The sequence below is a fragment of the Saprospiraceae bacterium genome (assembly GCA_016714025.1).
GTDB lineage: Bacteria > Bacteroidota > Bacteroidia > Chitinophagales > Saprospiraceae > Vicinibacter.
Map to the genome: position 1 here is coordinate 990,146 of JADJOB010000002.1, position 24,087 is coordinate 1,014,232.

The 24,087-nt window shown below is 34.9% G+C and carries 19 protein-coding genes; 10 read left to right on the forward strand and 9 right to left on the reverse strand.

Features of this window, described 5'->3' with window-relative positions:
• Nucleotides 1-79: 79 nt before the first annotated feature.
• Nucleotides 80-826, reverse strand: coding sequence for an isoprenyl transferase (locus IPJ80_07160; GenBank protein ID MBK7913263.1), 747 nt, complete (start codon nucleotides 824-826; stop codon nucleotides 80-82).
• Between the two features lie 96 nt (nucleotides 827-922).
• Between IPJ80_07160 and IPJ80_07165 the strand changes: the two genes are divergently transcribed.
• From IPJ80_07165 to IPJ80_07180, 4 genes are all read left to right on the forward strand, one after another.
• Nucleotides 923-1,987: an undecaprenyl/decaprenyl-phosphate alpha-N-acetylglucosaminyl 1-phosphate transferase gene (locus IPJ80_07165; protein MBK7913264.1), complete on the forward strand. Its 1,065-nt coding sequence runs from the start codon at nucleotides 923-925 to the stop codon at nucleotides 1,985-1,987.
• Nucleotides 1,974-2,336: a fluoride efflux transporter CrcB gene (gene crcB / locus IPJ80_07170; GenBank protein MBK7913265.1), complete on the forward strand. Its 363-nt coding sequence runs from the start codon at nucleotides 1,974-1,976 to the stop codon at nucleotides 2,334-2,336. Before IPJ80_07165 ends, crcB begins: the two co-directional genes overlap by 14 nt.
• 146 nt (nucleotides 2,337-2,482) lie before the next feature.
• Nucleotides 2,483-5,881 carry a hypothetical protein gene (locus IPJ80_07175; GenBank protein MBK7913266.1) on the forward strand — a complete coding sequence of 1,133 codons (3,399 nt, stop codon included), beginning with the start codon at nucleotides 2,483-2,485 and terminating at the stop codon, nucleotides 5,879-5,881.
• A 222-nt stretch (nucleotides 5,882-6,103) separates the two neighbouring features.
• Nucleotides 6,104-7,066 (forward strand): MoxR family ATPase, encoded by a 963-nt coding sequence (locus IPJ80_07180; protein ID MBK7913267.1) that lies wholly within the window; start codon nucleotides 6,104-6,106, stop codon nucleotides 7,064-7,066.
• A gap of 6 nt (nucleotides 7,067-7,072) precedes the next feature.
• Here IPJ80_07180 and IPJ80_07185 read toward each other — a convergent pair whose 3' ends face one another.
• From IPJ80_07185 to IPJ80_07220, 8 genes are all read right to left on the reverse strand, one after another.
• Complete coding sequence (locus tag IPJ80_07185; protein ID MBK7913268.1) at nucleotides 7,073-7,957, reverse strand: peptidylprolyl isomerase; 885 nt, start codon at nucleotides 7,955-7,957, stop codon at nucleotides 7,073-7,075.
• A 19-nt stretch (nucleotides 7,958-7,976) separates the two neighbouring features.
• Complete coding sequence (locus tag IPJ80_07190; GenBank protein ID MBK7913269.1) at nucleotides 7,977-8,621, reverse strand: peptidylprolyl isomerase; 645 nt, start codon at nucleotides 8,619-8,621, stop codon at nucleotides 7,977-7,979.
• Between the two features lie 4 nt (nucleotides 8,622-8,625).
• Entirely contained in the window at nucleotides 8,626-8,991 is a 366-nt protein-coding gene (locus IPJ80_07195) for a hypothetical protein (GenBank protein ID MBK7913270.1), read from the reverse strand.
• 200 nt (nucleotides 8,992-9,191) lie between these two features.
• Nucleotides 9,192-10,406 (reverse strand): ABC transporter permease, encoded by a 1,215-nt coding sequence (locus IPJ80_07200; GenBank protein ID MBK7913271.1) that lies wholly within the window; start codon nucleotides 10,404-10,406, stop codon nucleotides 9,192-9,194.
• 6 nt (nucleotides 10,407-10,412) lie between these two features.
• Nucleotides 10,413-13,331 (reverse strand): serine hydrolase, encoded by a 2,919-nt coding sequence (locus IPJ80_07205; GenBank protein ID MBK7913272.1) that lies wholly within the window; start codon nucleotides 13,329-13,331, stop codon nucleotides 10,413-10,415.
• Nucleotides 13,328-15,268 carry a tetratricopeptide repeat protein gene (locus tag IPJ80_07210; protein MBK7913273.1) on the reverse strand — a complete coding sequence of 647 codons (1,941 nt, stop codon included), beginning with the start codon at nucleotides 15,266-15,268 and terminating at the stop codon, nucleotides 13,328-13,330. Before IPJ80_07210 ends, IPJ80_07205 begins: the two co-directional genes overlap by 4 nt.
• Before the next feature lie 12 nt (nucleotides 15,269-15,280).
• Nucleotides 15,281-15,991, reverse strand: a complete 711-nt coding sequence (locus IPJ80_07215; protein ID MBK7913274.1) for a YebC/PmpR family DNA-binding transcriptional regulator — start codon at nucleotides 15,989-15,991, stop codon at nucleotides 15,281-15,283.
• 143 nt (nucleotides 15,992-16,134) lie between these two features.
• A complete protein-coding gene (locus tag IPJ80_07220; GenBank protein MBK7913275.1) occupies nucleotides 16,135-17,892 on the reverse strand; it encodes a hypothetical protein in 1,758 nt (585 codons plus the stop codon).
• A gap of 216 nt (nucleotides 17,893-18,108) precedes the next feature.
• Here IPJ80_07220 and IPJ80_07225 point away from each other — a divergent pair, with 216 nt between their 5' ends.
• The 6 genes from IPJ80_07225 to IPJ80_07250 all read left to right on the forward strand — a co-directional run bounded on the left by IPJ80_07225 (nucleotide 18,109) and on the right by IPJ80_07250 (nucleotide 23,932).
• Nucleotides 18,109-18,645, forward strand: a complete 537-nt coding sequence (locus IPJ80_07225) for a 3-hydroxyanthranilate 3,4-dioxygenase (GenBank protein MBK7913276.1) — start codon at nucleotides 18,109-18,111, stop codon at nucleotides 18,643-18,645.
• An 8-nt stretch (nucleotides 18,646-18,653) separates the two neighbouring features.
• Nucleotides 18,654-19,421 carry a UDP-2,3-diacylglucosamine diphosphatase gene (locus IPJ80_07230; protein ID MBK7913277.1) on the forward strand — a complete coding sequence of 256 codons (768 nt, stop codon included), beginning with the start codon at nucleotides 18,654-18,656 and terminating at the stop codon, nucleotides 19,419-19,421.
• Between the two features lie 31 nt (nucleotides 19,422-19,452).
• A complete protein-coding gene (locus tag IPJ80_07235) occupies nucleotides 19,453-20,178 on the forward strand; it encodes a hypothetical protein (protein MBK7913278.1) in 726 nt (241 codons plus the stop codon).
• Between the two features lie 191 nt (nucleotides 20,179-20,369).
• On the forward strand, nucleotides 20,370-21,359 hold the full coding sequence (locus IPJ80_07240) for an Omp28-related outer membrane protein (protein ID MBK7913279.1): 990 nt from the start codon (nucleotides 20,370-20,372) through the stop codon (nucleotides 21,357-21,359).
• Nucleotides 21,360-21,486: 127 nt separating this feature from the next.
• On the forward strand, nucleotides 21,487-22,284 hold the full coding sequence (locus IPJ80_07245; GenBank protein MBK7913280.1) for a DMT family transporter: 798 nt from the start codon (nucleotides 21,487-21,489) through the stop codon (nucleotides 22,282-22,284).
• A gap of 232 nt (nucleotides 22,285-22,516) precedes the next feature.
• Nucleotides 22,517-23,932, forward strand: a complete 1,416-nt coding sequence (locus tag IPJ80_07250) for a tetratricopeptide repeat protein (protein MBK7913281.1) — start codon at nucleotides 22,517-22,519, stop codon at nucleotides 23,930-23,932.
• The last annotated feature ends 155 nt before the right edge of the window (nucleotides 23,933-24,087 follow it).

Consider the following 24,087-nt stretch of genomic DNA (forward strand, 5'->3'; position numbering starts at 1 on the left):
GCCCTCACAAACCAATTCAAGGATATGCAATTAAAGACTGATTTTCTTAAAAAGGTTGCATATTAAACCAAAAATTGACCTAATTTTTAAGTTGTTCTTCCGTTTTCCCAAATCGTCTTTGTCTTCCCTGATAGTCCTGAATAGCCTGATAGAGATGCTGTTTTGTGAAATCTGGCCAGAAAACAGGGGTAAAATGCAATTCCGTATAGGCTGCTTGCCAAAGCAAGAAATTTGAAATCCGGTATTCTCCACTGGTTCGAATCATTAATTCCGGATCTGGGATTCCATGGGTACTTAAATACTGGTTAAAACCAGCTTCGCCTATGGGAAGGTCTAAAATACCCGATGCAGCATCCCGGGCAATTTGATTGATTGCATGGAGAATTTCCCATCTGGAACTATAATTTAAGGCTAAAATGAGGTCCATCCGGTTATTATCGTTGGTTTCATCCATGCCCATCATCAAAGCTTGTTGGGTTTTTTCAGGGAGTTGACTCAGGTCCCCGATTGCCCGAAGGCGGATTTTATTCTTTTTTAGAGCATTTAATTCAATTTTCAAGGTTTCAACTAATAAGCTCATCAGGCCTTTGACTTCTAATTCAGGCCGATTCCAGTTTTCAGTTGAAAATGCATAAAGTGTCAGAAATTTAATACCCAATTCAGCAGATGCTTCAGCAATTTCACGTACTGTCTTGACTCCATGGCGATGCCCAAAAAGTCTTGGCATCCCTTGTTGCTTTGCCCATCGGCCATTCCCATCCATAATAATGGCAATGTGTTGGGGAAGATTGTCCTTATTTAAGTGTGGTAAAATGGTCTCTTCCATGCGAATCGTAAAGTTATGTAAAGGATTCTTTTATTTTATATATTAAAATTTTTCAAAATTTGTTTATTTTGCTGTTTCTAAAGGGCTCCTTGAAAGATGTTTTACAGATTAGTACTCAGTTTCTTAACGGCATTTATTTTTACCTATTTGATTATCCCTTCCATAATCAATATAGCCAAGTTTAAAATGCTGACTGAAGAGCCTAGTGAACGTAAGGTCCATAAACGCAGCATTCCAACTTTAGGTGGAATTGGAATTTTTGCCGGTGTTTTATTTTCCATTGTTTTGTGGACTCCCTTTAATGTTTTTGGTGATTTGCAATACATACTTTGTGCGTTTATTATTATTTTCTTGATGGGTGCTAAAGATGATATCATTCCTCTCACTCCTTATAAAAAAATGTTAGGTTTAATTTTTGCATCGTGTATTTTAATCTTTAAAGCGAATATACGAATAACCAGTTTTTATGGGATATTTTATGTGGATGAATTGCCTTATATAATTAGTGTTTTGATTTCATTATTTACCATTTTAGTTATCGTAAATGCATTCAACCTCATTGATGGGATCAATGCCTTAAGTGGAAGTCTTGGTATTTTGATTGCCACTGCATACGGGTCTTGGTTTTATATGGCGGATCAGGTTGTATTAAGTATCATTTCCTTTGCATTGGTTGGGTCACTGATTGCATTTTTAAAATTTAATCTCACCCCGGCAAAAATATTCATGGGAGATACCGGATCTTTATTAATAGGATTGATTTGTGCGATTCTTACAATAAGTTTTATTGAATTGGCATATCGCTCACCCAACCCATTGTATCAAATCATTGCAGCTCCGGCAGTTGCTATTGGTATTTTATTTTTACCCTTGTTTGACATGCTTCGGGTTTTTTTTGTTCGTTTGTTTTCCGGAAGATCACCATTCCATCCTGACAGACAACACATCCATCATTTAATGGTGGATGCCGGCCTGAATCATTTGCAAGCCACCTGTGTATTAATCGGATTGAACGCAGTGGTTATGTTAATAGTAGTGAAAGCCCAGGCTATCGGGAATTTATTGTTATTGGTATTTATTGTTTCATTTGGCCTTGTATTAACAGCTGTATTGCTTTACATAAAAAAATCCAAATCGCAACTTACCAATGACTCTTTCTAATTTGTTATTAATATTCTTGGGAGGTGGAGCGGGTAGTTTGCTGCGATTTTGGATTTCAACAATAAGTTATTTTCAATATTCTAAATTTCCTGTTTCCACATTTTTGTCTAATGTGATTGCTTCAATTATTCTTGGATTTTCGTTTAAATATTTTCAGGCAAACGACTCCCAGCATTGGGTTCGATATTTACTGATGATTGGATTTTGCGGAGGATTTAGTACTTTTTCAACATTCACTGCTGAAAATTTTCAGTTAATTCAACAATCTGAATTCTACTCATGTGCGTTGTATAGTGTTGCCAGTTTATTTGCATGTTTGCTTGGATTTGGATTGGCATGGAAAATTTGAAATTCTAATTTATCTTATTGTCAAGTTCACTATATCCGGCAAGAATCAGGTTTAACTTTGAATGGATACCTTTTTTGCGAAAGGGGTTCTTGGTAATTCTATTTATTTTCTTTGCAAACTTTCTGCTCTTCGCACAAAATTCATCCTTGCGTTGTAAGCAAGTTCGGTCTTCGGGTCAAATAGTTTTAAATGATAGTTTTCTAATTGCTCCTTCCACAATCCAAATTCAAACAGTTGGTGTCCTTGAAGAACAAATTAATTTCAATTTTCAAAGTGACAACAATTTGATATTGATTTCAAACCCGGACACTACAAAAACAATTCAAATATGTTACCGGGTATTTCCAATCATTCCAAAGAAACAGTTTTATTTATTTGATACAGCGATTCGTCAAAATCCGCTCCGTCCTGATTACGCAAATCCGGAATATGTTGTTAAATCAAATGCTGATTGGTGGTCCAGTCCTGGTATAGATTATTCTGGAAATTTTACAAGAGGAATCAGTAGTGGCAACAATCAATCATTGGTATTAAATTCTAGTTTGAACCTGCAAATGAGTGGAGACCTTGGAGATGGATTTTCAATATTAGGAGCTATTTCTGATAACCAAATTCCCATTCAACCGGAAGGAAATACCAGACAGATTCAGGAATTTGATAAATTGTTTATCCGTTTATCTAAAAATATGCAGCATCTAACTGCAGGGGATTTTGAAGTAAATCGACCTGCAGGTTATTTTATGAATTATTACAAAAAAAATAAAGGGGGCGTCTTAGAAACAAAGCACCAATTAAAATCCTGGGAGCTTCAGACTAAATCTGCATTTGCTATTTCCAAAGGGAAATCAAACCGGCTAAGCCTTAAAACACAAAATGGAAATCAAGGTCCATATCGTTTGTATGGAATTAATAACGAGCAATTTATTATCATGCTCGCATCCAGTGAAAAAGTATGGTTGGATGGTGAACTATTGGTGCGAGGAGAAGATGCAGATTATACAGTAGATTATAATTTAGCCGAGATTCGATTTTCAACGCGTCGAATCATTTCTGAAAACAGCCGCGTAATAATTGAATTTGAATATCTTGACCAAAATTATACCAGGAGTCTGGAAGTAATACAGACTCAATTTCAGAATAAGAAATTCAAAACGTATTTTAACGTATTCAATGAACAAGATAGCAAACAACCTGCAATTGATTCTGACCTGGACTCATTAGATCGGGCTGCACTCAATGCAAGTGGAGATAATGTCAAATTAGCAGTTCGTTCCGGAATTCGCAAAGCAGGTTCAGGTTTTAATCTAAACAGAATTTATTATCGCGAGCGGGACACGGTTATTAATATTCAAGGATCTCCAACAGCTTTTAAATACTTACTGTATGATCCAAATGCTGACAGCAGTGCGTTGCAAGTAGGTTTTTCCGAAGTGTTAAATGGACAAGGACATTATATTTTAAAACTAAGTACAGCAAATGGACGCGTATATGAATGGCGTGCACCGGACCCCCTTACTGGAAAATTGAATGGGAATTATGAACCGGTTATACCATTAATCGCTCCCAGGAGACAATTTATGGTAAATGCCGGATTGGAATGGCAAAGAAAACCCAATCAAAGCAGTGGAATAGAAATAGCCCTATCAGATCTGGATAAAAACAGAGTTTCGAGTTTACAGGATAATGATAATACGGGCATTGCTGTAAAAATGTATTCCGGTTTACCAATCTTGAGTTTACGTGATTCAAGCATCCAGTTTAAAAGCTTTATTAGTTATGAGTTAAATCATAAATACTTTAATCCAATCAATTCATACCGGAGCGTTGAGTTTGAAAGAGATTGGAATATTGGATCTCAAATAGGGACTACGGATCATTTACCCAAACTAAACATTACAGCCAACATTGGGAGGCATTTAGAATTAAATTTAGAACAGCAAAGATTGATTCGTTCAAATTTATATAAAGCGACTAAAAATGAGATTTCCGGTATTTGGCAGGATAGTACTTCTATGATTCGATTGAATTATAATTATTTAGTGAGTGAAGATTTAATTGAAAAAAGTAATTTTCAAAGACCCTCAATTGTGATTCAACGCAAATTTTTAAAAAGTTGGAAATTCGCTGCTCAAGCAATCCGGGATAAAAATGAACGAATTTATTTGCAGAATGATTCTTTGTCTTCAAGCAGTTTCTTTTTTGATTCTTATGAAGCGTTGATTGAAAATACGATTGCTACTAATTTTAAAGTAAGTCTTTCTGCAAAACACCGTTTGGATTATGTGGTAGATACCAATCAATTTTCTAAACTAGGTCGTGCAACAGAAGCTCTTTTGGAAAGTCAATGGGAACTAAAAAAGTTAGGTCGTTTAAATTTAAAATTGAGTGGACGAGACTTAAATTACTTTAATAAATCCCTGGATGATTCTTTAGGGAAATTGTATTTCCTTGGAAATGTGGATCATCAAATTCAATTTTTTAAAAAGGCTATTAGTTTAAAAAATTATTACGAATTGCAAAGTGGGGTCGAGCCAAGGCAGGAATATGTTTTTGAAGAAAAACGACCTGGTGAAGGAAATTTCATCTATATGGATTTTAACAAAGATGGAATCCGACAAATTTATGAGTATGTGTACGCGCCTGAAATTGATACTGCCCGATTTGTTCGATTCCAACTCTTTAATTCGGAATATATACAGATTTATCAAGCTTCCTGGAATAACTTTTTTACAATGGATGCAAGAAATTTATTTAGTAAGCCAACAGGTTTCTTAAAATTAATTTCAGGTATTTCATTTGAATCAGGAATTCGGTTTAGTTCCAAAGTTAATACCGATTCTAAAATTCAAAATAGGCTTGACCCAATTTATTTTATAAAAAAGAATCCGGACCTGGTTGCATATGTTGCATCCATTCAACAAAACCTTTATTATAATAGAGCGCATCCGATTTATGAATTGCAGGCTGGTTATTTGTATAATGGACAACGGGTTTTGTTAACATCTGGAATGGATGAAAAAAAATTGTATAATCCCTATTTTAGAAGCAGGTGGAGTTTTTTTGGATTAATGGATTTAAAATTGGAGTATTTTTTTAAATCCGATGAAAAAGTAACCCAATTTTATGTGGATCAAAATTACAAGATCGTATCAAATGGCATTTTGCCGGAGTTAGCGTTTCGATTTAGAAAGGATATTCGATTTAATTTAGGTGCAACATTTAAAAGATCCATTGAGGAAATTCATCGACTGGAGAAAGCTTCAATTTTTGAAGCTAAAAATGGTTTTGCAATGTTTATTAATAATAAGTTGACCGTGCGGTCTGAATTAAAATATATTTCAATCCAATTTGAAGGAACAAAAGGAGGATTGGTGGAGTTTAATATGTTGGATAGTTATAAGGATGGCAATAATTTTAACTGGGAAATCGGATTCGATTATAAAATCAGTTCCTTACTGCAATTACAATTAAACTATAATGGAAGGAAAGCTGCTGAAAATGAAGCTTTACATACCGGAAGGGTGCAGTTAAGAGCTAATTTTTAACTAAATCGATTGGACTTGCCTTGTTTAGAATATTAAATAGAACTCTAAAAATTTCTAAATCAAGGCTTACGATTTTCAAGAAAACCTGGTTTACTGCTGTAAATGAGCTGTTTAAGCCAATTTGCACTAAAATGGTGTAGCAATTTTTTGAGATTACCTTAAGATTTTGCTAAGACTTTTGTAGTTCTGAATGTTTAAATTTGCGACTCTTTAAAATATAACATGATGTATAGTTCGGATGTAGAAGGAATGAATGCCCTGGCACAAGCCTATAAAGATTTAAAATTAGAGATCGGAAAAGTAATTGTTGGGCAAGAAGAAGTGGTTCAGGCTAGCTTAATTTCTTTGTTTAGCAATGGCCATAGTTTATTGGTCGGGGTTCCGGGATTGGCGAAAACGTTATTGATTAACACCATTTCAGAAGTTTTGGATCTCAGCTTTAAAAGAGTTCAATTTACACCTGATTTAATGCCCTCGGATATTACCGGTTCGGAAATATTGGATGAAGAGCGAAAATTTAAGTTTAATAAAGGTCCCATATTTGCAAATATTGTTTTGGCTGATGAAATCAACCGGACTCCACCTAAAACACAATCAGCCTTATTAGAGGCTATGCAAGAGCGAAATATTACCGTCAGTGGTGTAAAGCACAGTCTCCCAAATCCTTTTTTTGTTTTAGCAACTCAGAATCCAATTGAACAGGAAGGGACTTATCCTTTGCCTGAAGCACAGCTGGACCGATTTATGTTTAATATCTTATTGGATTACCCATCGTATGAGGAGGAAGTACAAGTGGTAAAACAAACCACTTCAGATCAAGCAGTTCAATTAAAAAGCATCATTACATCAAATCAAATATTAGAATTCCAAAGATTAATTAAAAAAATTCCAATAGCAGACAATGTCTTAGAATATGCTGTATCCCTGGTTTCAAGAACTCGACCTTCAAGTTCGAATACAATAAAAGAAGTAAATCAATACGTAAGTTGGGGTGCTGGCCCTCGTGCTTCGCAATATTTAGTACTGGGAGCTAAATGTCATGCTGCTCTGAAAGGTAAATTTTCTCCAGACATCGAAGATGTTAAAGCAATTTCAGCTTTGGTATTGCGCCACCGGATTGTACTAAATTATAAAGCAGAAGCAGATGGTCTTAAAATAGATCAGTTTATTCAAACCCTGTTATAGGTTTGATTAATGTAATGAACGGATTTTCATGGTGACATTTTGTGAAGGTCTGTCACCGCGTTCTGTTTTAACAGAAGCAATTTTATCAATTACATCGAGTCCTTCAACAATTTCTCCAAAAACGGTATATTCCATATCAAGAAAGGGAGTGCCACCCAATGTTTTATAAGCATTACGTTGTTCTTCTGAATATTTAATTCCTTTACGATCTTCCATTTGATTTAATGCTTGATCAGTTTGAAGACTGCCCTGAACAATGTAAAATTGTGAACCTGAAGATTCTTTTTTTGGATTAACCTGATCGCCGGTTCTGGCAGCGGCGATGGCTCCTTTTTTATGGATGCAAGCTCTATTAAATTCTGCCGGAATCGTAAAACCAGGTCCACCACTTCCAAGCATGGTCCCAGGTTCTGAATTTCGGGATTGAGGGTCTCCTCCCTGAATCATAAAACCATTGATGACCCTATGAAAAAGCAAATCATTATAATATCCCTGTTCGGCATGCTTATTAAAATTATCCCGGTGTAAAGGCGTTTGATCATATAATTTTGCAATCATCGAGCCCATAGAGGTTTCGATTAATACATAACAACCATCAGGAGGTAACACTTCAATTTTTTGTTGCATTTGATTCACTTTTTTACCATGATATGATTTAAGAACAACCTGGTAAATACCAGATTTTGTGTATAAATGTTTAGGATTTTTTTCAGTTGAACGAGTGCCATCTCCAAAATCCCATTCCCAACGGTCGGATTCACCTGAACTATTAATAAATAGGGCTTTAGCAGGTAACTTCACCTGATTTCCTTCTAAAGAAAATCGTGTGTTTGAATTAGAACAGGAATTGCAATATACTGCAATTGAAATAAGCATTAAAAATCGGTTCATAGGGGTCAATTTGGGAATATTACTGAATGCTGATTTTCATCGGAATGTCAGCCATGGGGCGATTTGCGGCATTGCATTCAACGGCTGTAATTTTATCAATTACTTCTAGACCTTCAAATACTTCTCCAAAAACAGTATAGCCACCATCTAAAAAAGGTGTGCCACCAATTTTTGCATATTTTTCCAAATCAGCCTGACTGTATAAAATATTTTTACCTGCGGTCATAATCGATATATTATTTGCATCTGCGGGTTGGCCTTGTACAATATAAAATTGAGAACCTGAGGATTCCTTTTTGGGGTTGACTGCATCTCCTAAACGAGCCGCCGCCAAAGCTCCTTTAAAATGAAATTTTCCAATTTCAGCAGGAATGGTATAGCCTGGACCGCCATTTCCAAGCATCATGCCAGCAGCTGCTTTTTTAGATTCCGGATCGCCTCCTTGTATCATAAAATTAGGGATGACACGATGAAAGAGCGTTCCATCGTAATAACCTTCTTTAACCAATTTAATCATATTGGCTTTATGTTTTGGCGTGCTGTCAAACAAACGCGCTTTCATTTTTCCCATCGGAGTTTCAATTATTATAATCGTTTCCTGAGAACGACTGCATGCACTTAAACTAAAAAGAGCAAGCAAGAAAAATAACATTCTAAAATTCATATTTTTAATTGTTAAATTCATTTGGAAATTCTGTTTTAAAATAATTGATTACTTTTTCTTTTAAATAATTTTCTTGTTCAGTTGCTCCCTTCAAAGTAAATGGTTTTAACATTTGATAATGTGGCCAACCATCCTGATCCGTTCCTTTAAATTCATAAAAGCCATCAATACTTAAAAGGCGGCATGACGCAATATGCATCAAATCTGTTTTCTCTTCTTTGGTAAAACGTCCCTGTTTGACAAGTCCTAATTCCTGAATGCCAATTAATAACAATACAATATTTAAATCCGGCAAGGCAGTTTTTTCAAATTTGTCCTTAACAAAATGACGAATACGCAACCACTCAAATTCAAGTTCCCATACTTCCATGGACCGCAAAATTAATAATATCTAAGCGTGTCATATATATAAATAAATTATAATATGAAAAATAAATAGCTAATTTGTTGAAAATCAATAAAATAAATTGTTTTTTAAGCAATATTTATCATCATCTGGCCTGTTATTGAACGAAATCCCAGCTTTTTATATATATTTTTTAGAGAACTTAATTGCTAAAACCAACTGGTTTATTCTTCTCTGAAAATGGGTAAAATTTCATAGACTTTCTTCGTGGGGAGCAAGGAAGCCAACAATCCGATTCCAAAAACAGTAAAACTGACCAGAATAAAATCAATCAGGCGAAGTTGGATTGGATAGCTATCTATAATAAATTCATCCGGAACACCGATTAATCCATAATTTTTTTGAAGCCAATAAAATATAAGTGCAAACATAAACCCCAGCACTAAGCCAATGCCACAAATAAGAATTCCTAAATTTAAAAAGACTTGCCGGAGTGATTTATTTGACATTCCCATTGATTTTAAAATAGAAATATCAATTCGTTTTTCCAGGACGATCATCCATAGCGTCCCGACAATTGTAAAGGAGACTAATAATAGCGTCAAACAAAATAAAGAATAAAATAGCCATTTTTCAAGGCGCATAATTTTAAGGAAAGCCTCATCTTGTTTATAACGGTCCTTAATTATAAAGTCAGAACCGAAAATCATTTCAATTTGATGAATGAGGGTCCCAGGCTCATAGGATGGATTTAATTTAAGTTCAATCGAACTCAACTGGTCTGCTTTACCTGTAATTTGTCGAACCCCTTGAATGCTCGTGATTATAGTTGAAAAATCGCTTTCCTGGAGAAATGAATACACGGACTGAGCTTGTAATGGAAAACGTTTTAATGCATTGTTCAGATCAGACGTCTCATTATGATCTGGAATAAACACCCTGATAAATTCTTGAAAATTGTCAAGGTCAACACCCAGTTTATTTCGAATGCCTAAACCTAAATTTGCTAATGGGCGTTGTTCGTTTTCGATTTTAAAACTACCTTCCAGAATTGCTTCGTGAACCGAACAAACTGTAACATAATTGGAATCTACTCCTTTTAATACGCCGAATTCCTGAGCCTCTGCATATTGAAACATTGCAATTTCTTCCAATGTTTTAGTATATCTTAAGATTCCAGGTACTTGTGTCAGTTGAAATAATTTAGCACTGTCTTCTTTAAATGTTTTGCCTTGTTTTATTTCAATTTTTACATCCGGATTGTATTTACTAAACATTCCAGATAAAAGCTCTTCGAATCCATTAAAAACGGATAGAACCAAAATCAATGCAGCAGTACCAACGGCAATTCCAATTATAGAAATACCGGTAATCCAATGAATTGCCTGGGAGGATTTTCTGGAAAACAAATAGCGAACTGCAATTTTTAAACTAAGCATCTTACTTTATTTCAGCGTTTGAGTTTCTGGCGGGATAAGCGCTTTATAAATTTGGTCCTGTATTTTAGTACGGTATCTGTTTTTATGCAAAAGATTTTGTTTCGAATCAGGAAAGGTACGATTTGATAAAAATACATACACAATATTATTTACCGGATCAGCCCAAGCGCAGGTTCCGGTAAAACCCTGATGTCCAAATGTTTTTTTAGAAGCCAGGTTTGATACATAGGCAATGGTGCTATCCCTTAAATCGGGCATATCAAAAACAAGGGCTCGTTTGCCAAATTCTAAATCCCGTTTGATAAATTTGGTGACTGTTGAACTACTAAAAAATTCCTGATCAGCATAAGTTCCCAGATTTAGAAACAATTGCATTAATACAGCTACTTCACTTGCATTCGAAAACAATCCAGCATGGCCGCTAATGCCACCCATCATGGCAGCTCCCATATCATGAACATATCCTTGTATTTTTTGGTGACGAAAATACGTATCAATTTCCGTAGGTGCTATTTGACTTTCTGAAAAATAATGATTTAATGGATTAAAGCAAGTATATCTTAAATTCAAAGGATTAGATATTGTTTTTTCGAAATAATTTTCGAACTGTAAACCTGTTGTTGCATGAACCAGATTAGGCATAAAATAAAAACCAATATCAGAATACCAGTATTTTTTTTCTGGAATGCTTTTAGATTGAATGATTTGCATTAACATGCTATCCCGGTAATCTGATTTTAAATAAATATTTTTACAAATTGGAATATTAAATTGAATGGATGCAGCCGTATCATAGTATGTTGGATTTAAAATATTCAATGAATCCGGATATTTCAACGTGTTTTTATAAAACGGTATCCAGGATACAAATTTTGCCTGGTGTAATAAAACATCCTTTAAGCTTATGTTTTGTTTTTCGCTATTTCTAAATTCCGGAATGTATTTACTTATTCTTGAAGAAGTTTCAATTTTATTTTGATCAACTAAGCTCATTAAAACAGGTGCACTGCCTATTATTTTTGTCAAGGAAGCTAGATCATATATGGTTTTATTGTCCACCCATTCAGTGGAATCATAATCAAAATAACCAAAGGATTTTCGATATACAATTTTTTCATCTTTTGCAATAACAATTTGGCAACCTGGAGCAGCATGGTTTTGAATTAAGTCACCCGCAATGGAGTCGATTTTATTTAATATAGAACTTGAAAGTCCCATAGATTCTGGTATTGCAAAACCCATTCGATGCAATGCTGGGCGATTGATTCCAAATCCTTCTTTTAAATAGGAATTTGTATTTACAGGGGAAACTCCAACAATTGGATCAGTTCCAAATATCATTTGAGCTGAGATATCCTGTGTTCGTTCATTGTCTTCATAGGCCAAAACGATACTGGCAGAAGCAGGAAGAAACATACTAACGTATGGACATCCAAACAAGACAACTATGCATTTTTTATTTGCAATTATTTTATTTAATTGTTGAAGTAATTCAATATTGACGCCGTAATTTTTATTGGATTGATAATTCAGTTTATGTATTGAGACAATAATCAGTTCTGAATTTTCAATAGCCTGAAGGTATTCAGGCTTGCAATCTGCAACGGAATTCATCGAATAGGTATTTATGGATGAATAATCCTGTAACCGACTTTGAAACACATTATTCAATTCGTCATTGATGCTTACACAGCTGATGTTAAAGGGTATTTTTCTAATGGGCACTAGTTTATTACTGTCTCTGGCAAGCGTGAGTGTTTTTCTGTATATTTTATCTTTGAGGACAATGGATCGCTCAATTGATTTATTATAAGAAATACTGTCAAACCCTTCTGAAATCCATGCGTTTAGTCCCAACGTATGTTTAACAATCAGAATGCGTTTTACTTTCTGATCGATTTCTTCCAGGTTCAAAATATTGGAGTCAATTCCCATTTTTATCGCTTGAAAAGCTGCAGGTATATTTTCACTCAGCAACAATAGATCATTTCCTGCATTAAGTGCTTTTACTGCGATCTCACCGGCATTAAAATTTTTAGTAACGCCTTTCATTTCTAAGGCATCAGTAATAAGTAATCCCTTATAGTGGAAACGTTTCTGGAGTATTCCATTTAAAATTTCTTTTGATAAACTGGCGGGGATGTTTTCAGAGCTATCAATAACTGGAACTTTTAAATGAGCAATCATCATGCCGGCGGGTCTTGCATTTAAAATTCCTTCAAAAGGATAAAGTTCTAAACTATCCAGTCTTTTTCTATTGAAATTTAAAACAGGTAAATCTTTATGTGAATCCAAATCAGTATCGCCATGACCTGGAAAATGTTTCACACATGCCAGTACACCATGATCCTGTAAACCTTGCATAAATGCAATAGACTTTAAGAGAACCTTTTGTCTGTTTGATCCAAACGAACGCTCATTGATTACCGGATTATTTAAATTATTATTTATATCAAGGACCGGTGCATAGTTCATGTGGATTCCAAAAAGTTTCATTTGTATGGCCATTTCTTTTCCAAGATCATAGATCAAACGATTTTCTTTTAATGCACCTAAGCTCATTTGTTTTGGAAAAGAAAAAGCATCCGTGATGCGCATTCCAAGTCCCCATTCAGCATCCATACTCACCATGACAGGTATTTTTGAAAGCTTCTGGTACTTTTGAATTAATTCGTATAGGCTTCCTGACGTTCCTTTAAAGAAACAAATACCACCAATGTGATAATCTTGTATCAAGGCACTTACATCTTGAATTTGTTGTTCATTTTGAGTTGAAAAGGACCGAATCACAAACAGTTGACCTAATTTTTCATCCAAGCTCATCGTAGCCAACACACTATCTGCCCATCTCGATGCTGAATAATTTTGCGAATGGCTTGCAGTGCAAAAACTAAGAATGCAAAAGAGAATATTCTGCCAACTCATTTTTTGAATTGGCCATTTTTAATGTAAATGCTGGAATCTAACTGTACCGCCTTATTAAACATGGAATCAGATTTTATAAGTTGATCTACATTCCGGTAAGCAATGCCTAAGTTAAAATAAGCCTGCGCATTTTTTGGGTCTTTCTGTAGTACCTGGTTAAAATAATATAAGGCATTTTCTGTATTGCCTTCTGAGCCTTCTGCAATGCCCATTAACATTAAAGCTTCCAAATCATTCGGATTCATTCCAAGCGATTTTTTTATTAGGTCTTTTGCTTTCTTCACATCACCCGTTTGCATTCCAATCTGTCGACCCCGTTCGCGGAGTGAATATTGTAGATTTTTAAATGCATCTTCATCTTCCGGGGTATGTTGTAAGATGAAATTATATTCCTCTATGGCCTTTTCAAAATTTTTGCTGTAGTAATAACTATTGCCCAATTGAAGGTGTGCCTCCATATAAAGTGGATTTATTTCGATCGCTCTTTCTGCTTCTTTTTTAGCTTCAATTAAAGCGTTTTTTACTTCTAGTGAGTCTTTAGAATCACGCACCCGTTCCAGGTAAACTCCTGCAAGTCCATTGTGTAGTTTGGCGCTCTGAGTTGAAATTTTAATGTCACTTTTAAACAAAGTGGCATTGTCATGCCAAACCGGATTGCGAATAATGGTTTTAATTGAATACAATATAAGTATAGGTGCTAATAAATAAAATGCTTTAGACAGATTATTCCTGAAAAAATAAATCATTAGATAAGAAACATACATGCAAAATCCCAAGGAGGACATAAAAATAAAACGCTCTCCTAAATTGGTTCCTATTGGAAAAAAGATATTGCTGACTAAAATGAGTGGGATTATATAACTGACAATCGCCAAACTTGTAATCGGTGACTTGCGAAATTTTAATAAAGCTAAAATTATTAAACCGCCGTATATAATATATGCTAATATAGATTGGATTGAATAAGGTCCAAGTACCGGAATTTGCTTTGGATAATAGTCGTGTGTCAATGGATGAGGGAATATCAATAATCTGATATATTCAAATAAACTATAACTTATCAATCCAATTTTATCTGCTAAGATCATTGGCACGTTTTCTCCATTTTTATAGCTTAGATAAGGATTGTTCATTAACTCTTTCGAGACACTTCCAAATGGATTGAAGCCCAGAATACTTCCTCTAATAAATAAAAAAACCAAAGTCACACTGAATAGGCATAGACTAACTGCAAGCAAACTTTTCCAGTTTTTTGTATACAAGAGATAACATGCAATTGGGATTATTGCCAAATAAGCAATGGCATTTTCTTTTGAAAGCAAGGCAGTAAAGAAAGCGAGACCAGTCAGTAATAAAAATATATATTTTTTTCGATCAATAAATTCGAGCGCAGCCCACAATCCTAGTAATGAAAATAATAAACTGGCTGTTTCATCCATCCCTTTAATATTTGCAATACATTCAGTGTGTACCGGATGTGCAATAAAAAGTGCTGCTGAAAAGAATGCAAATGGCGTCGAGACGTCAGGGAGTATTTTTTGAAACAGTTTTTTTAAAACTTGATAAATTACAATACCCAAAAAGGCATAAACAAGAATAGAAAAGAAATGAAAAATCGCAGGATCTTCACCAAAGATTTCATAGATGCATGCAAAAAAAACAAGCGTCATCGGTCTGTAGCGGCCTCCGGCAACCACTTTTTCTTTGCCACTTTTTTTAAAAAAACCATGAAATGAATGTTTTGAAAACAAATCGGGGATTCCTGAAATTCCTTTTTTTACATGTTTGTTTTCTTTGATTACAATGCCATCATCTAAAGCAAATTCATGTCCGAGGGTATTGGCATACAAAACGAAAGTTAAAATAAATAATGCAATCAAATGCCATTTTCCTTCATATAAAATACGATGTAGAATCGATGGATTTGCCTGAGACATAAATAAAACTATTTATTCTACTGTACTGTAAACATTCTGAACATCTTCATCTTCTTCTATTTTATCTAACAACTTATTTAAGTCCTCTTCCTGTTCAGGAGTAAGTTTTTTTGTAGCTGTTGGAATTCGGTCAAAACCAGAAGCAATTATTTCAATATTATGAGTTTCAAAATAATTCTGAAGGCTGCCAAAACTGTCGAATGGTCCATAAATTATAATTTCATCTCCATCTACAGACAATTCCTCACACCCTGCATCAATTAATTCGAGTTCCAATTCTTCAGGATCGATCCCTTCGGCTTTTTTAATTCTAAAATTACACTTGTGTTCAAATAAATAATCAACAGAGCCCATGGTTCCTAGACTTCCACCGTATTTATTGAAATAAGAGCGGATATTGGCAACGGTACGGGTTGGATTATCTGTTGCGGTTTCAACCAGGACAGCAATACCATAGGGACCATAGCCTTCATAAGTCAACATTTCCAGGTCCTTTTCGTCTTTAGAAGTGGCTTTTTTAATTGCAGCTTCAACCCGATCTTTGGGCATATTAAAGGAACGCGCATTTTGCAAAGCAGCCCGTAATCTGGAGTTATTATCTGGATTAGGCCCATTTGCTTTTACGGCCATAAATACTTCCTTGCTGACTCTGGCAAATTGTTTACTCATTTTAGCATAGCGAGCAAACATCTTATGTTTTCGAACTTCAAAAATACGACCCATATCTGTTTAAATTAATTTGCAAAGATAGGATTCGAACTCCAATTTAATAGTCATTAGCAGACTAATTTGTTATTAATAAGGGAGTTCGGCCATTCTAAAGTCAAACTATAAACAAATAGTTAAATGAAATTATCTGCAATGTATCAATTGTTAAAACAGCGGGCAACGGGGTATATTTTAAAATTTGGCTCACTATAAGCTGATTTACTGTACAAAAAGGAAAGCATGGCTCCAGCGTTTTTTGCAAACTCTGGATCAGTAGATTTCTTTGTTTCAAATTCCATTCTAAGTTTAGGATCTGATGTTAATAAGTGGTGCGCTGTATCTTCAAATAAATAGTCTGAAAAATATTCCTTACGTTGTAAGATGCCATCAAAAAAGTTCCATGCAAAAAAAGAATCTGGTGCTTCAGGTTCAAGGGTTTCTACCAAATAGCGAACAGCTATTTGATCTGTCGGAATGATGTAATCTCCTTTGTAATATATTTTTTTCAAATGAAGGGTATCCAATTGGATCCCACTGTGCAGAAAATGATTTTCATAAGGAGTCCCCGGAGATTTATATGCCGTAATTCTATAATAAACACCTGTTATCAGAGTATCTTTTGTTAAACGTCGCATTTTTACACCATTCCATTTTAAACGGTCTAAAACTAAAGTGTATGCTGCAGGTATTACATAGAAGTCAGGTTTTTGAACCTCACGGGTCGCCTTGCAATAATTATAATAGGGAATTTTTTTAATATAGGGTTTTTCTTTGTTGTATCTGATTCGATTGAATCCCGTTACCTGACTAATTATTTTTTCTTGAGTATATCCCTTGAAGAGCAAACTATCAAAACGATCGGTTTGGATTTCCCAATCAATCGGAAACGTTTTCATTTTATTATAGCCAGCATTTGCTAAAGCCCGTGTTTGATGAAGTTCATTTTTTAATGTCCCTGCAATTCTTGCCAAACTCTGCATCAGGATTTGATGTGATTTAACCCGGACCGCGTGCGATTTTAACATATGTGATTCGCTTACAAATGAAAGCGTATTAAACAAATTTACATATCCGCTTGAAAACCGAGGACTGTCTAAAAAGTCATAGATTCCATCTGCCGGATCATCATCGGCAAGAACATATGGGGATGTTTCTAAGCCATTTTCCAACATTTGTTGGAGAAATGCAGGTAAAAATTTCTCATGCATAAACTTTCCAAGATCCATCTGCATTTTTTGTCTTTGACTGCTTATTAAAGTCATTGCATAAGGATAATCAGCTCCATCGGTCGTATGGCTGTCTAAAAAAATATCGGGTTTCCAATAGTGAAATATTTTTGTAAAAGTCTCCGCATTTTTTGAATCACATTTTATAAAATCACGATTCAAGTCCAGATTTTGTCTGTTACCTCTAAATCCATATGCTTCTGGTCCATTTTGATTGGCACGGGTTGTACTGTTTCTCATGAGACTGCCTCCAACATTATAAATTGGAATGATTACAAGTACAATTTTTTTCAGAAGTTCAGCATAACTGGTATCTGTTATAAGTTCTCTGGCAAAAAGCATGGCCGCATCAATGCCATCAGGCTCTCCCGGGTGAATGCCGTTGTTATAAAGTAAGATGACTTTTCCTGATTTTCGGGCACGAATTGGTGTAAAATCTCTATTGCCACTTATAAGAATCGTGTGAATCGGGAAAGATACGTCTGACGAACCTGATTCAACTACTTTTATTAAGCTGCTGGACTTGGCAAGTTGTTTATAAAAGGCAATGCATTCTGAATAAGTACAAGTTTGTTGATTGTTTTTTTCAAATGGCGTAAGTATCGATTGTCCTAAAAGCGTATGTTCATTTAAATGAAAAATGAATAAAAACGCTAAGAAGCGAGCGAATGTAAAAGTAAAGGTTTTCAATTTTATTAAATATGAAAAATTGCTGGTGATGAAATCTGGTAAATAAAAATTGTAGTATATTTATTTTAAATAACCCTGCAAAGGTATTTATTATTAAAACCATTTCATAGTGAGGCTCTTTAATCTAGAAATCAATTCGGTATGAGAATTCTCACAAATTGAAAATCCAGCTTGTCAGGCAAATATGAATGTACTACCTTTAGCAAAAATTTGAATATGGCGGTACGAAAGCCTTTTAATATACAAAAATGGGTTGAAGAACATCGGTCGGAGTTGAAACCCCCTGTAGGAAACCGAAATTTATATCAGGATGCTGAGGATTTTATAGTTATGGTGGTCGCAGGTCCTAATGCACGTAAAGATTATCATTACAATGAAACTGAAGAATGGTATTTTCAACTGGAAGGGGATATCAATGTTCGGATCCAAGAGGACGGGAAAGCGGTTGACATACCCATCAAGGAAGGAGAAATCTTTTTGTTACCTGCTAAAACACCCCATTCTCCGATGCGACCTCCTGGTACAATCGGTTTGGTGATTGAGGCCAAACGCAAACAAGGAGAGCAAGACGGGCTTATGTGGTTTTGTGATAATTGCAATACCAAATTGCACGATACCTATTTCCCTTTAACAAATATTGAAAAAGACTTTATACCAAGGTTTAAAGATTATTATAATTCTGAAAAAATGAGAACATGTCCAAATTGTGGACAGATCATGGAAGCAGATCCACGTTTTGTTGATCCATCATAATCTAATTTTTGAGTGCTGTTTATTTTGCTTCTGATTTTCACTTGGGAACTCCGGCTAAACTGGATTCAGTAAGTCGTGAAAAACTTTTAGTGAACTGGCTGGATTCCTGTAAATCAGATATGACGGCATTGTATCTGGTTGGGGATGTATTTGATTTCTGGTTTGATTATAAAAAAGTGATTCCCCGAGGGTTTATTAGAATTTTAGGCAAGCTGGCAGAACTGAAAGATAGTGGAATTTCAATTTATTATTTTACGGGTAATCACGATTTGTGGATGTTTGATTATTTACAGAAAGAATTAGCTATTCCAATCTATCATGAACCCATTGAAACTGAGATTCAAGGTAAAAAATTGTTGATTGGTCATGGAGATGGATTGGGACCGGGAGACCATGGTTATAAAATGATAAAAAAAGTCTTTTCTAACAAAGCAGCTCAATATTTATTTCGATGGATTCATCCGGATGTAGGAATTGCAATGGCTAATTTTTTTAGTTCGAAAAGTCGTGAATCACAGGATGCCATTCAGGAATTTTTAGGTGCAGATAAAGAATGGTTGATTCAGTATGCTGAAACGCAATTGCTTACGAAGTATTATGACTATTTTATATTTGGTCATCGGCATTTGCCAATTGATTTTAAATTAAAAAATGGTAAAAGTCATTATATAAATCTGGGGGATTGGCTCAATTTTCAATCCTATGCAGTTATGAAAGAAGGGGATTTAAAATTACAATTTTATATGAATCCACATGCTTCGATTGCTACTCATTAATTTGTTTGTTTTTCTGATTCAATTTCATGGAATGGGTCAGAAACTCGTCATGGAGCAAAAGGTTGATGCAAATACAGTATACCTGGATCATTTAAATCAAATCTATTTATTAGATAAAAAGGAGCACTCAATTTCTAAATATGATATCTCTTGGAAGCTATTAAACAAAACCAGCTTTAAACAGGGTTGGGATCAGGCACTGCTAGATGTGTCCGATCCTTTTAAAATTCTGATGTTTTATCCGGGAGATTATAAAATCCGAATGCTGGATGCCCATTTAAATGAAATTGGTTCATATGAAGAACCAGATCTCAATGAACAAGCTGCTGTATGTTATTATTCAACAGATCAAATTGCAATTTATACAAATAAAATTCTGAAACTTAAAAATTACCTGGATGGCTCAGAAGTTCAATCCGTACTTTTAATACAATCAGCAAACAATGACCATGCCGGACTTCCAAAATTAATCCAGAGTAATGGGTTTATCTATTTATTTCAACCCGGCATTGGAGTCACCCGATTTAACCAACAACTATTTGAAGACAAAGCCTGGAAATATAGTACGTTGTATGCGGTATCAGTAGTTGGAAATTACCTATATGGTATCGAAGGAATGAATCTACTTCAAATAGAACCTGTAAGCTTGAAGGAAAGCTTGATTTATTCTTTTACGCAACATGCTATTTCCTTTGCTGTTAATTCCAAATATGCAGTGATTTTAGATGGTATTCATTTAAAAGTTTTTGAGTTGTAATTATATTTATTCCGATATAATTAAATTCAAGATTTTTTAATAAGATAGGTGTAATTCACAATTAAAAGCATGAATTCCTTATCGCGCATCCATTGGTTATTGACTTTTTGGATGTTTTTAAAACCCTTATCCGGTCAACATTTCCATCCAGCTAACGTTCTATATGTATATTTAAACCTAAATTCGATTCTATGCACCGTATTTTACTCGTTTTGATCTCTTTTATCTTTTATTTTGAAGGCGCTCAGGCACAGGCCAAACGCTATATTTTTCTGGAGCATTTTACAAATTCACGCTGTGGAATATGTGCCAGTCAGAATCCCGGTTTTTATAGTCGATTAAAGGCCTATAAGAATGAATATCACCACATGACCGTGCATCCTCCAATACCTTATTCTCAATGTTTACTTTATCAGGCCAATGCGGCAGATAATTCAGCCAGGAGTAATTTTTATGGAATTCAAGGAACTCCTACAGTTGTTATTCATGGTCTTAGTTCAAAAACTGCCAATGGAGTTACGAATGCCGTATTAGATGCAGAACTTAACAAGACCTCCCCATTGGAAATAAAGGTTGTAGAAACCGGGACCCAAAATAGATCTGTTAGTGTCGAAGTTAAAACCATTGGAAATCGTCCTGCCGGTACCTATAAGTTAGTAGTCGTTGCGCTTGAAAAAGAATTGAATTATGCTTCACCAAATGGAGAAAAAATTCATTACAATGTATTTCGGGATTTTGTAAGTTCTGTAAATGGTGACGATATTAATCTGGCTGCAACGGGCTCTTCAGTGACTAAAAATTTCACAATTTCAATTCAACCTTCCTGGGTTGAAAATCAGATTTATATGTTGGCCTGGATACAGGATGTCAACACCAAAGAAGTTTTAAACAGTGGGACAAAATTTGATGGCCTTACAGCAACCCATGAAATTTCCGCAGATCAATTCAGTATTTATCCCAATCCGGTAAAGGACCAACTGAATATCCAATTTAAGCAATCCTTAAGTACAGATAGCAAACTGATTATCAACAATCTTTTTGGGAAGGAAATATATGCTTCTCAATTAAAGAATGGACAAAATCAAGTGCATCTTTCTGTAAGTGACTGGAATCGTGGAATTTATTTTGTTAAAATCCAGACTGGGAAAAAACTGGTCACTAAAAAATGGATTAAGGATTAACATTTCAGATTAATTTTTCACAGTTTATTTTTTATTTATTTCCACCCAATCGAATAAAGTTCGCAGCCATCTGGCCTTATTTTTTGTAGCCCTGATCTATGGTGCTAATTTCAGCATTGCTAAATTTTTGATGGATCCGGGTCTTGTTGGTCCAAATGCTTTTATTTTATTTAGGGTGATCAGTGCATTTGTTTTATTTTGGATTTTTACCCCTCCATCAAAGAAAATTGAGAAAGGCGATTTAAAACTTTTGATCATTTGCTCCATTTGTGGAGTTGCAGGAAATCAACTTTTATTCTTTAATGGCTTGCACTTAAGTTCTCCACTTAACGCGGCATTAATTATGGTCTGTACCCCCATTTTGGTTTTATTGATTAAAATGCTTGGTGGTTCTGTTTTGACAACATTGCAATGGATTGGTTGCTTACTTGGATTTACGGGTGCTTGTTATTTGATTCTGCATCAATTGGGTTCGTCTAAAAATATTTCAAGTGGATTGGGCGATATTATGGTTCTGCTAAATGCCAGTTTATATGCATATTATTTAATCAGAGTACCGGAACTGATTTCAAAATACGGTGCATTTCAAACCATGCGATGGACCTTTGGCCTGGCATTTATTCCAGTATTTATTTTTGGAATTGGTGAATCAATGGAAGTTTCCTTTTATAGTTTTAATGTGTATCATTGGCTGGCATTTGCTTTTGTGTTAATTGCCACCAGCTTTATTGCATATGCATTAAATTCTTACGCGTTGCAACACAGCGAAGCGGAGTTAGTAAGCAATTATATTTATTTGCAACCTCTTTTAGCAAGTATCATTGCAATTTTATTAAAAAAGGATGTACTGGAGTGGCAACATTTTCTATCCGGATCCCTCATTTTTACAGGCTTGTACCTTAGCTCCAGAAAAAAAAATAACTAAATGTTGAAAAAAAGCTGTCTTCGTGCTATGCAATGAAAATTAGGCAGTTACGAAATGGTATAAATCACATTTATAAAGTGTGCTAAGTGTAATGAGTTGTAAATCTTATTTTTATTAAAATGTAAAGAAATGCTAATACGTTCGAACTAATTTAAAAAAGCAGCGCCATCAGCAGCATTTCTGGATATTTGTTTTACTTTTACCACGCATTTAATAATCCCCTGAGGAAGGTATGCCGAAAAGAACGAAGCCGGATCATATACTCTCAAAACTTATCACAGAATTTGAAGAACAAGGCCAAATCCTGCACAAGGATCACTGGGAGGAAAAATCGTATATTAGATTGATCCAACATTATGAAAAACAATGCCAGCTCGATAAAGCGCTGGAAGTCACTGGTCTCGCCCTGAGACTCTATCAATACAAGCCAGATTTCTTCTTGATAAAAGCTAAATTATTGCTTTCGTTGCAAAAACCACAAGCAGCAATTTCGGTATTAGATCAGGCCTATGCATTCTCTCCTTTTGACCATGAAATTTCATTGTTAAAAGCAAAAGCATTTGCACTATCCCAACAGTTTGATGAAAGCATCAAAATTATTTACGATTTGAAATGCACATTCTCAAAATCCGATTTGACTGAATTATTATTAGTGGAAGCCTTTATCTACGAAACAATGAAAGACTTTAATAAAATGTTCGACACGCTCAAGGAAGCATTAACCTTGAATCCTAACAATCACGAAGCCCTGGAACAAATTTGGGTCAGTGTTGAGTTTTCTAAAAAATATGATGAAAGTGTAAAACTTCACCAGGAAATCATAGATAAAAATCCATATTCTTATTTAGCCTGGTATAATTTAGGTCATGCCTATTCCTGTTTGGGTGAATATGAAAAAGCCGTTGAAGCGCTGGAATATTCATTTCTGATCAACAGTCATTTCGAACAGGGCTACCTGGATTGTGCAGAATTGTGTCTGCAAGTCAATATGTACGAAAAAGCATTGCGTTGCTATCAGGAAGCCAATGAAATGTTTGGACCAGATGCCGAGCTCATCGTTTACATCGCGGAATGCCTGATTAAATTAAATAGACACAAGGAAGCAAAATTAAAATTACAAAAAGCAATCTATCACGATCCATATAATGAAGAAATTTTCTATTATTTGGGAGAATGTTATATGGCTGAGGAAAGCTGGAAAAAGGCAATTAAAGCCTATTTGGAAGCCATAGACCTGGATGATCAACGGGAAGAATTCCATGCCGGAATCGCTTTGGCATATGAGAAAATTGGCAATCTCCGCAAAGCGGAAACCCATTATCGAAAATCAGCTAATTGTGGCCTTGAACAAAGTCGTTATTGGTGTTTGTTTATTAGCTTTTTATTAAAAAATAAATTATTTGAAAAGGCTGAAAAAACTTTATTGCGGGCTGATAAATATAGCTTTGGTGCTGATTTATTGTATTGCCGGACTGCTTTCTATTTATTGACCGATTCCAGAGAAAATGGATTGGCAACTCTTGAAGAAGCATTGTTGGAAAACTCCAGTGAACATACCCTGTTGTTTAATCTGATTCCTGAATTAAAAGAGGATCGTGAGGTCATCAGTATGATTCGATATTTTTCATTAGAAGAAAACAAGAACTAAATTTTTATAATTCTATCAGTAGGCTTAATCTTTAAACGAATTTGGTTCAAAGAATTTAAGTTTATAAACAGTACAGTTTATTTTTGTAATTTAAATACCAGTACAGCCTGCTTATTTTTAATCCAAATTCCTGAAAGGGATCTGGACCAAACAAT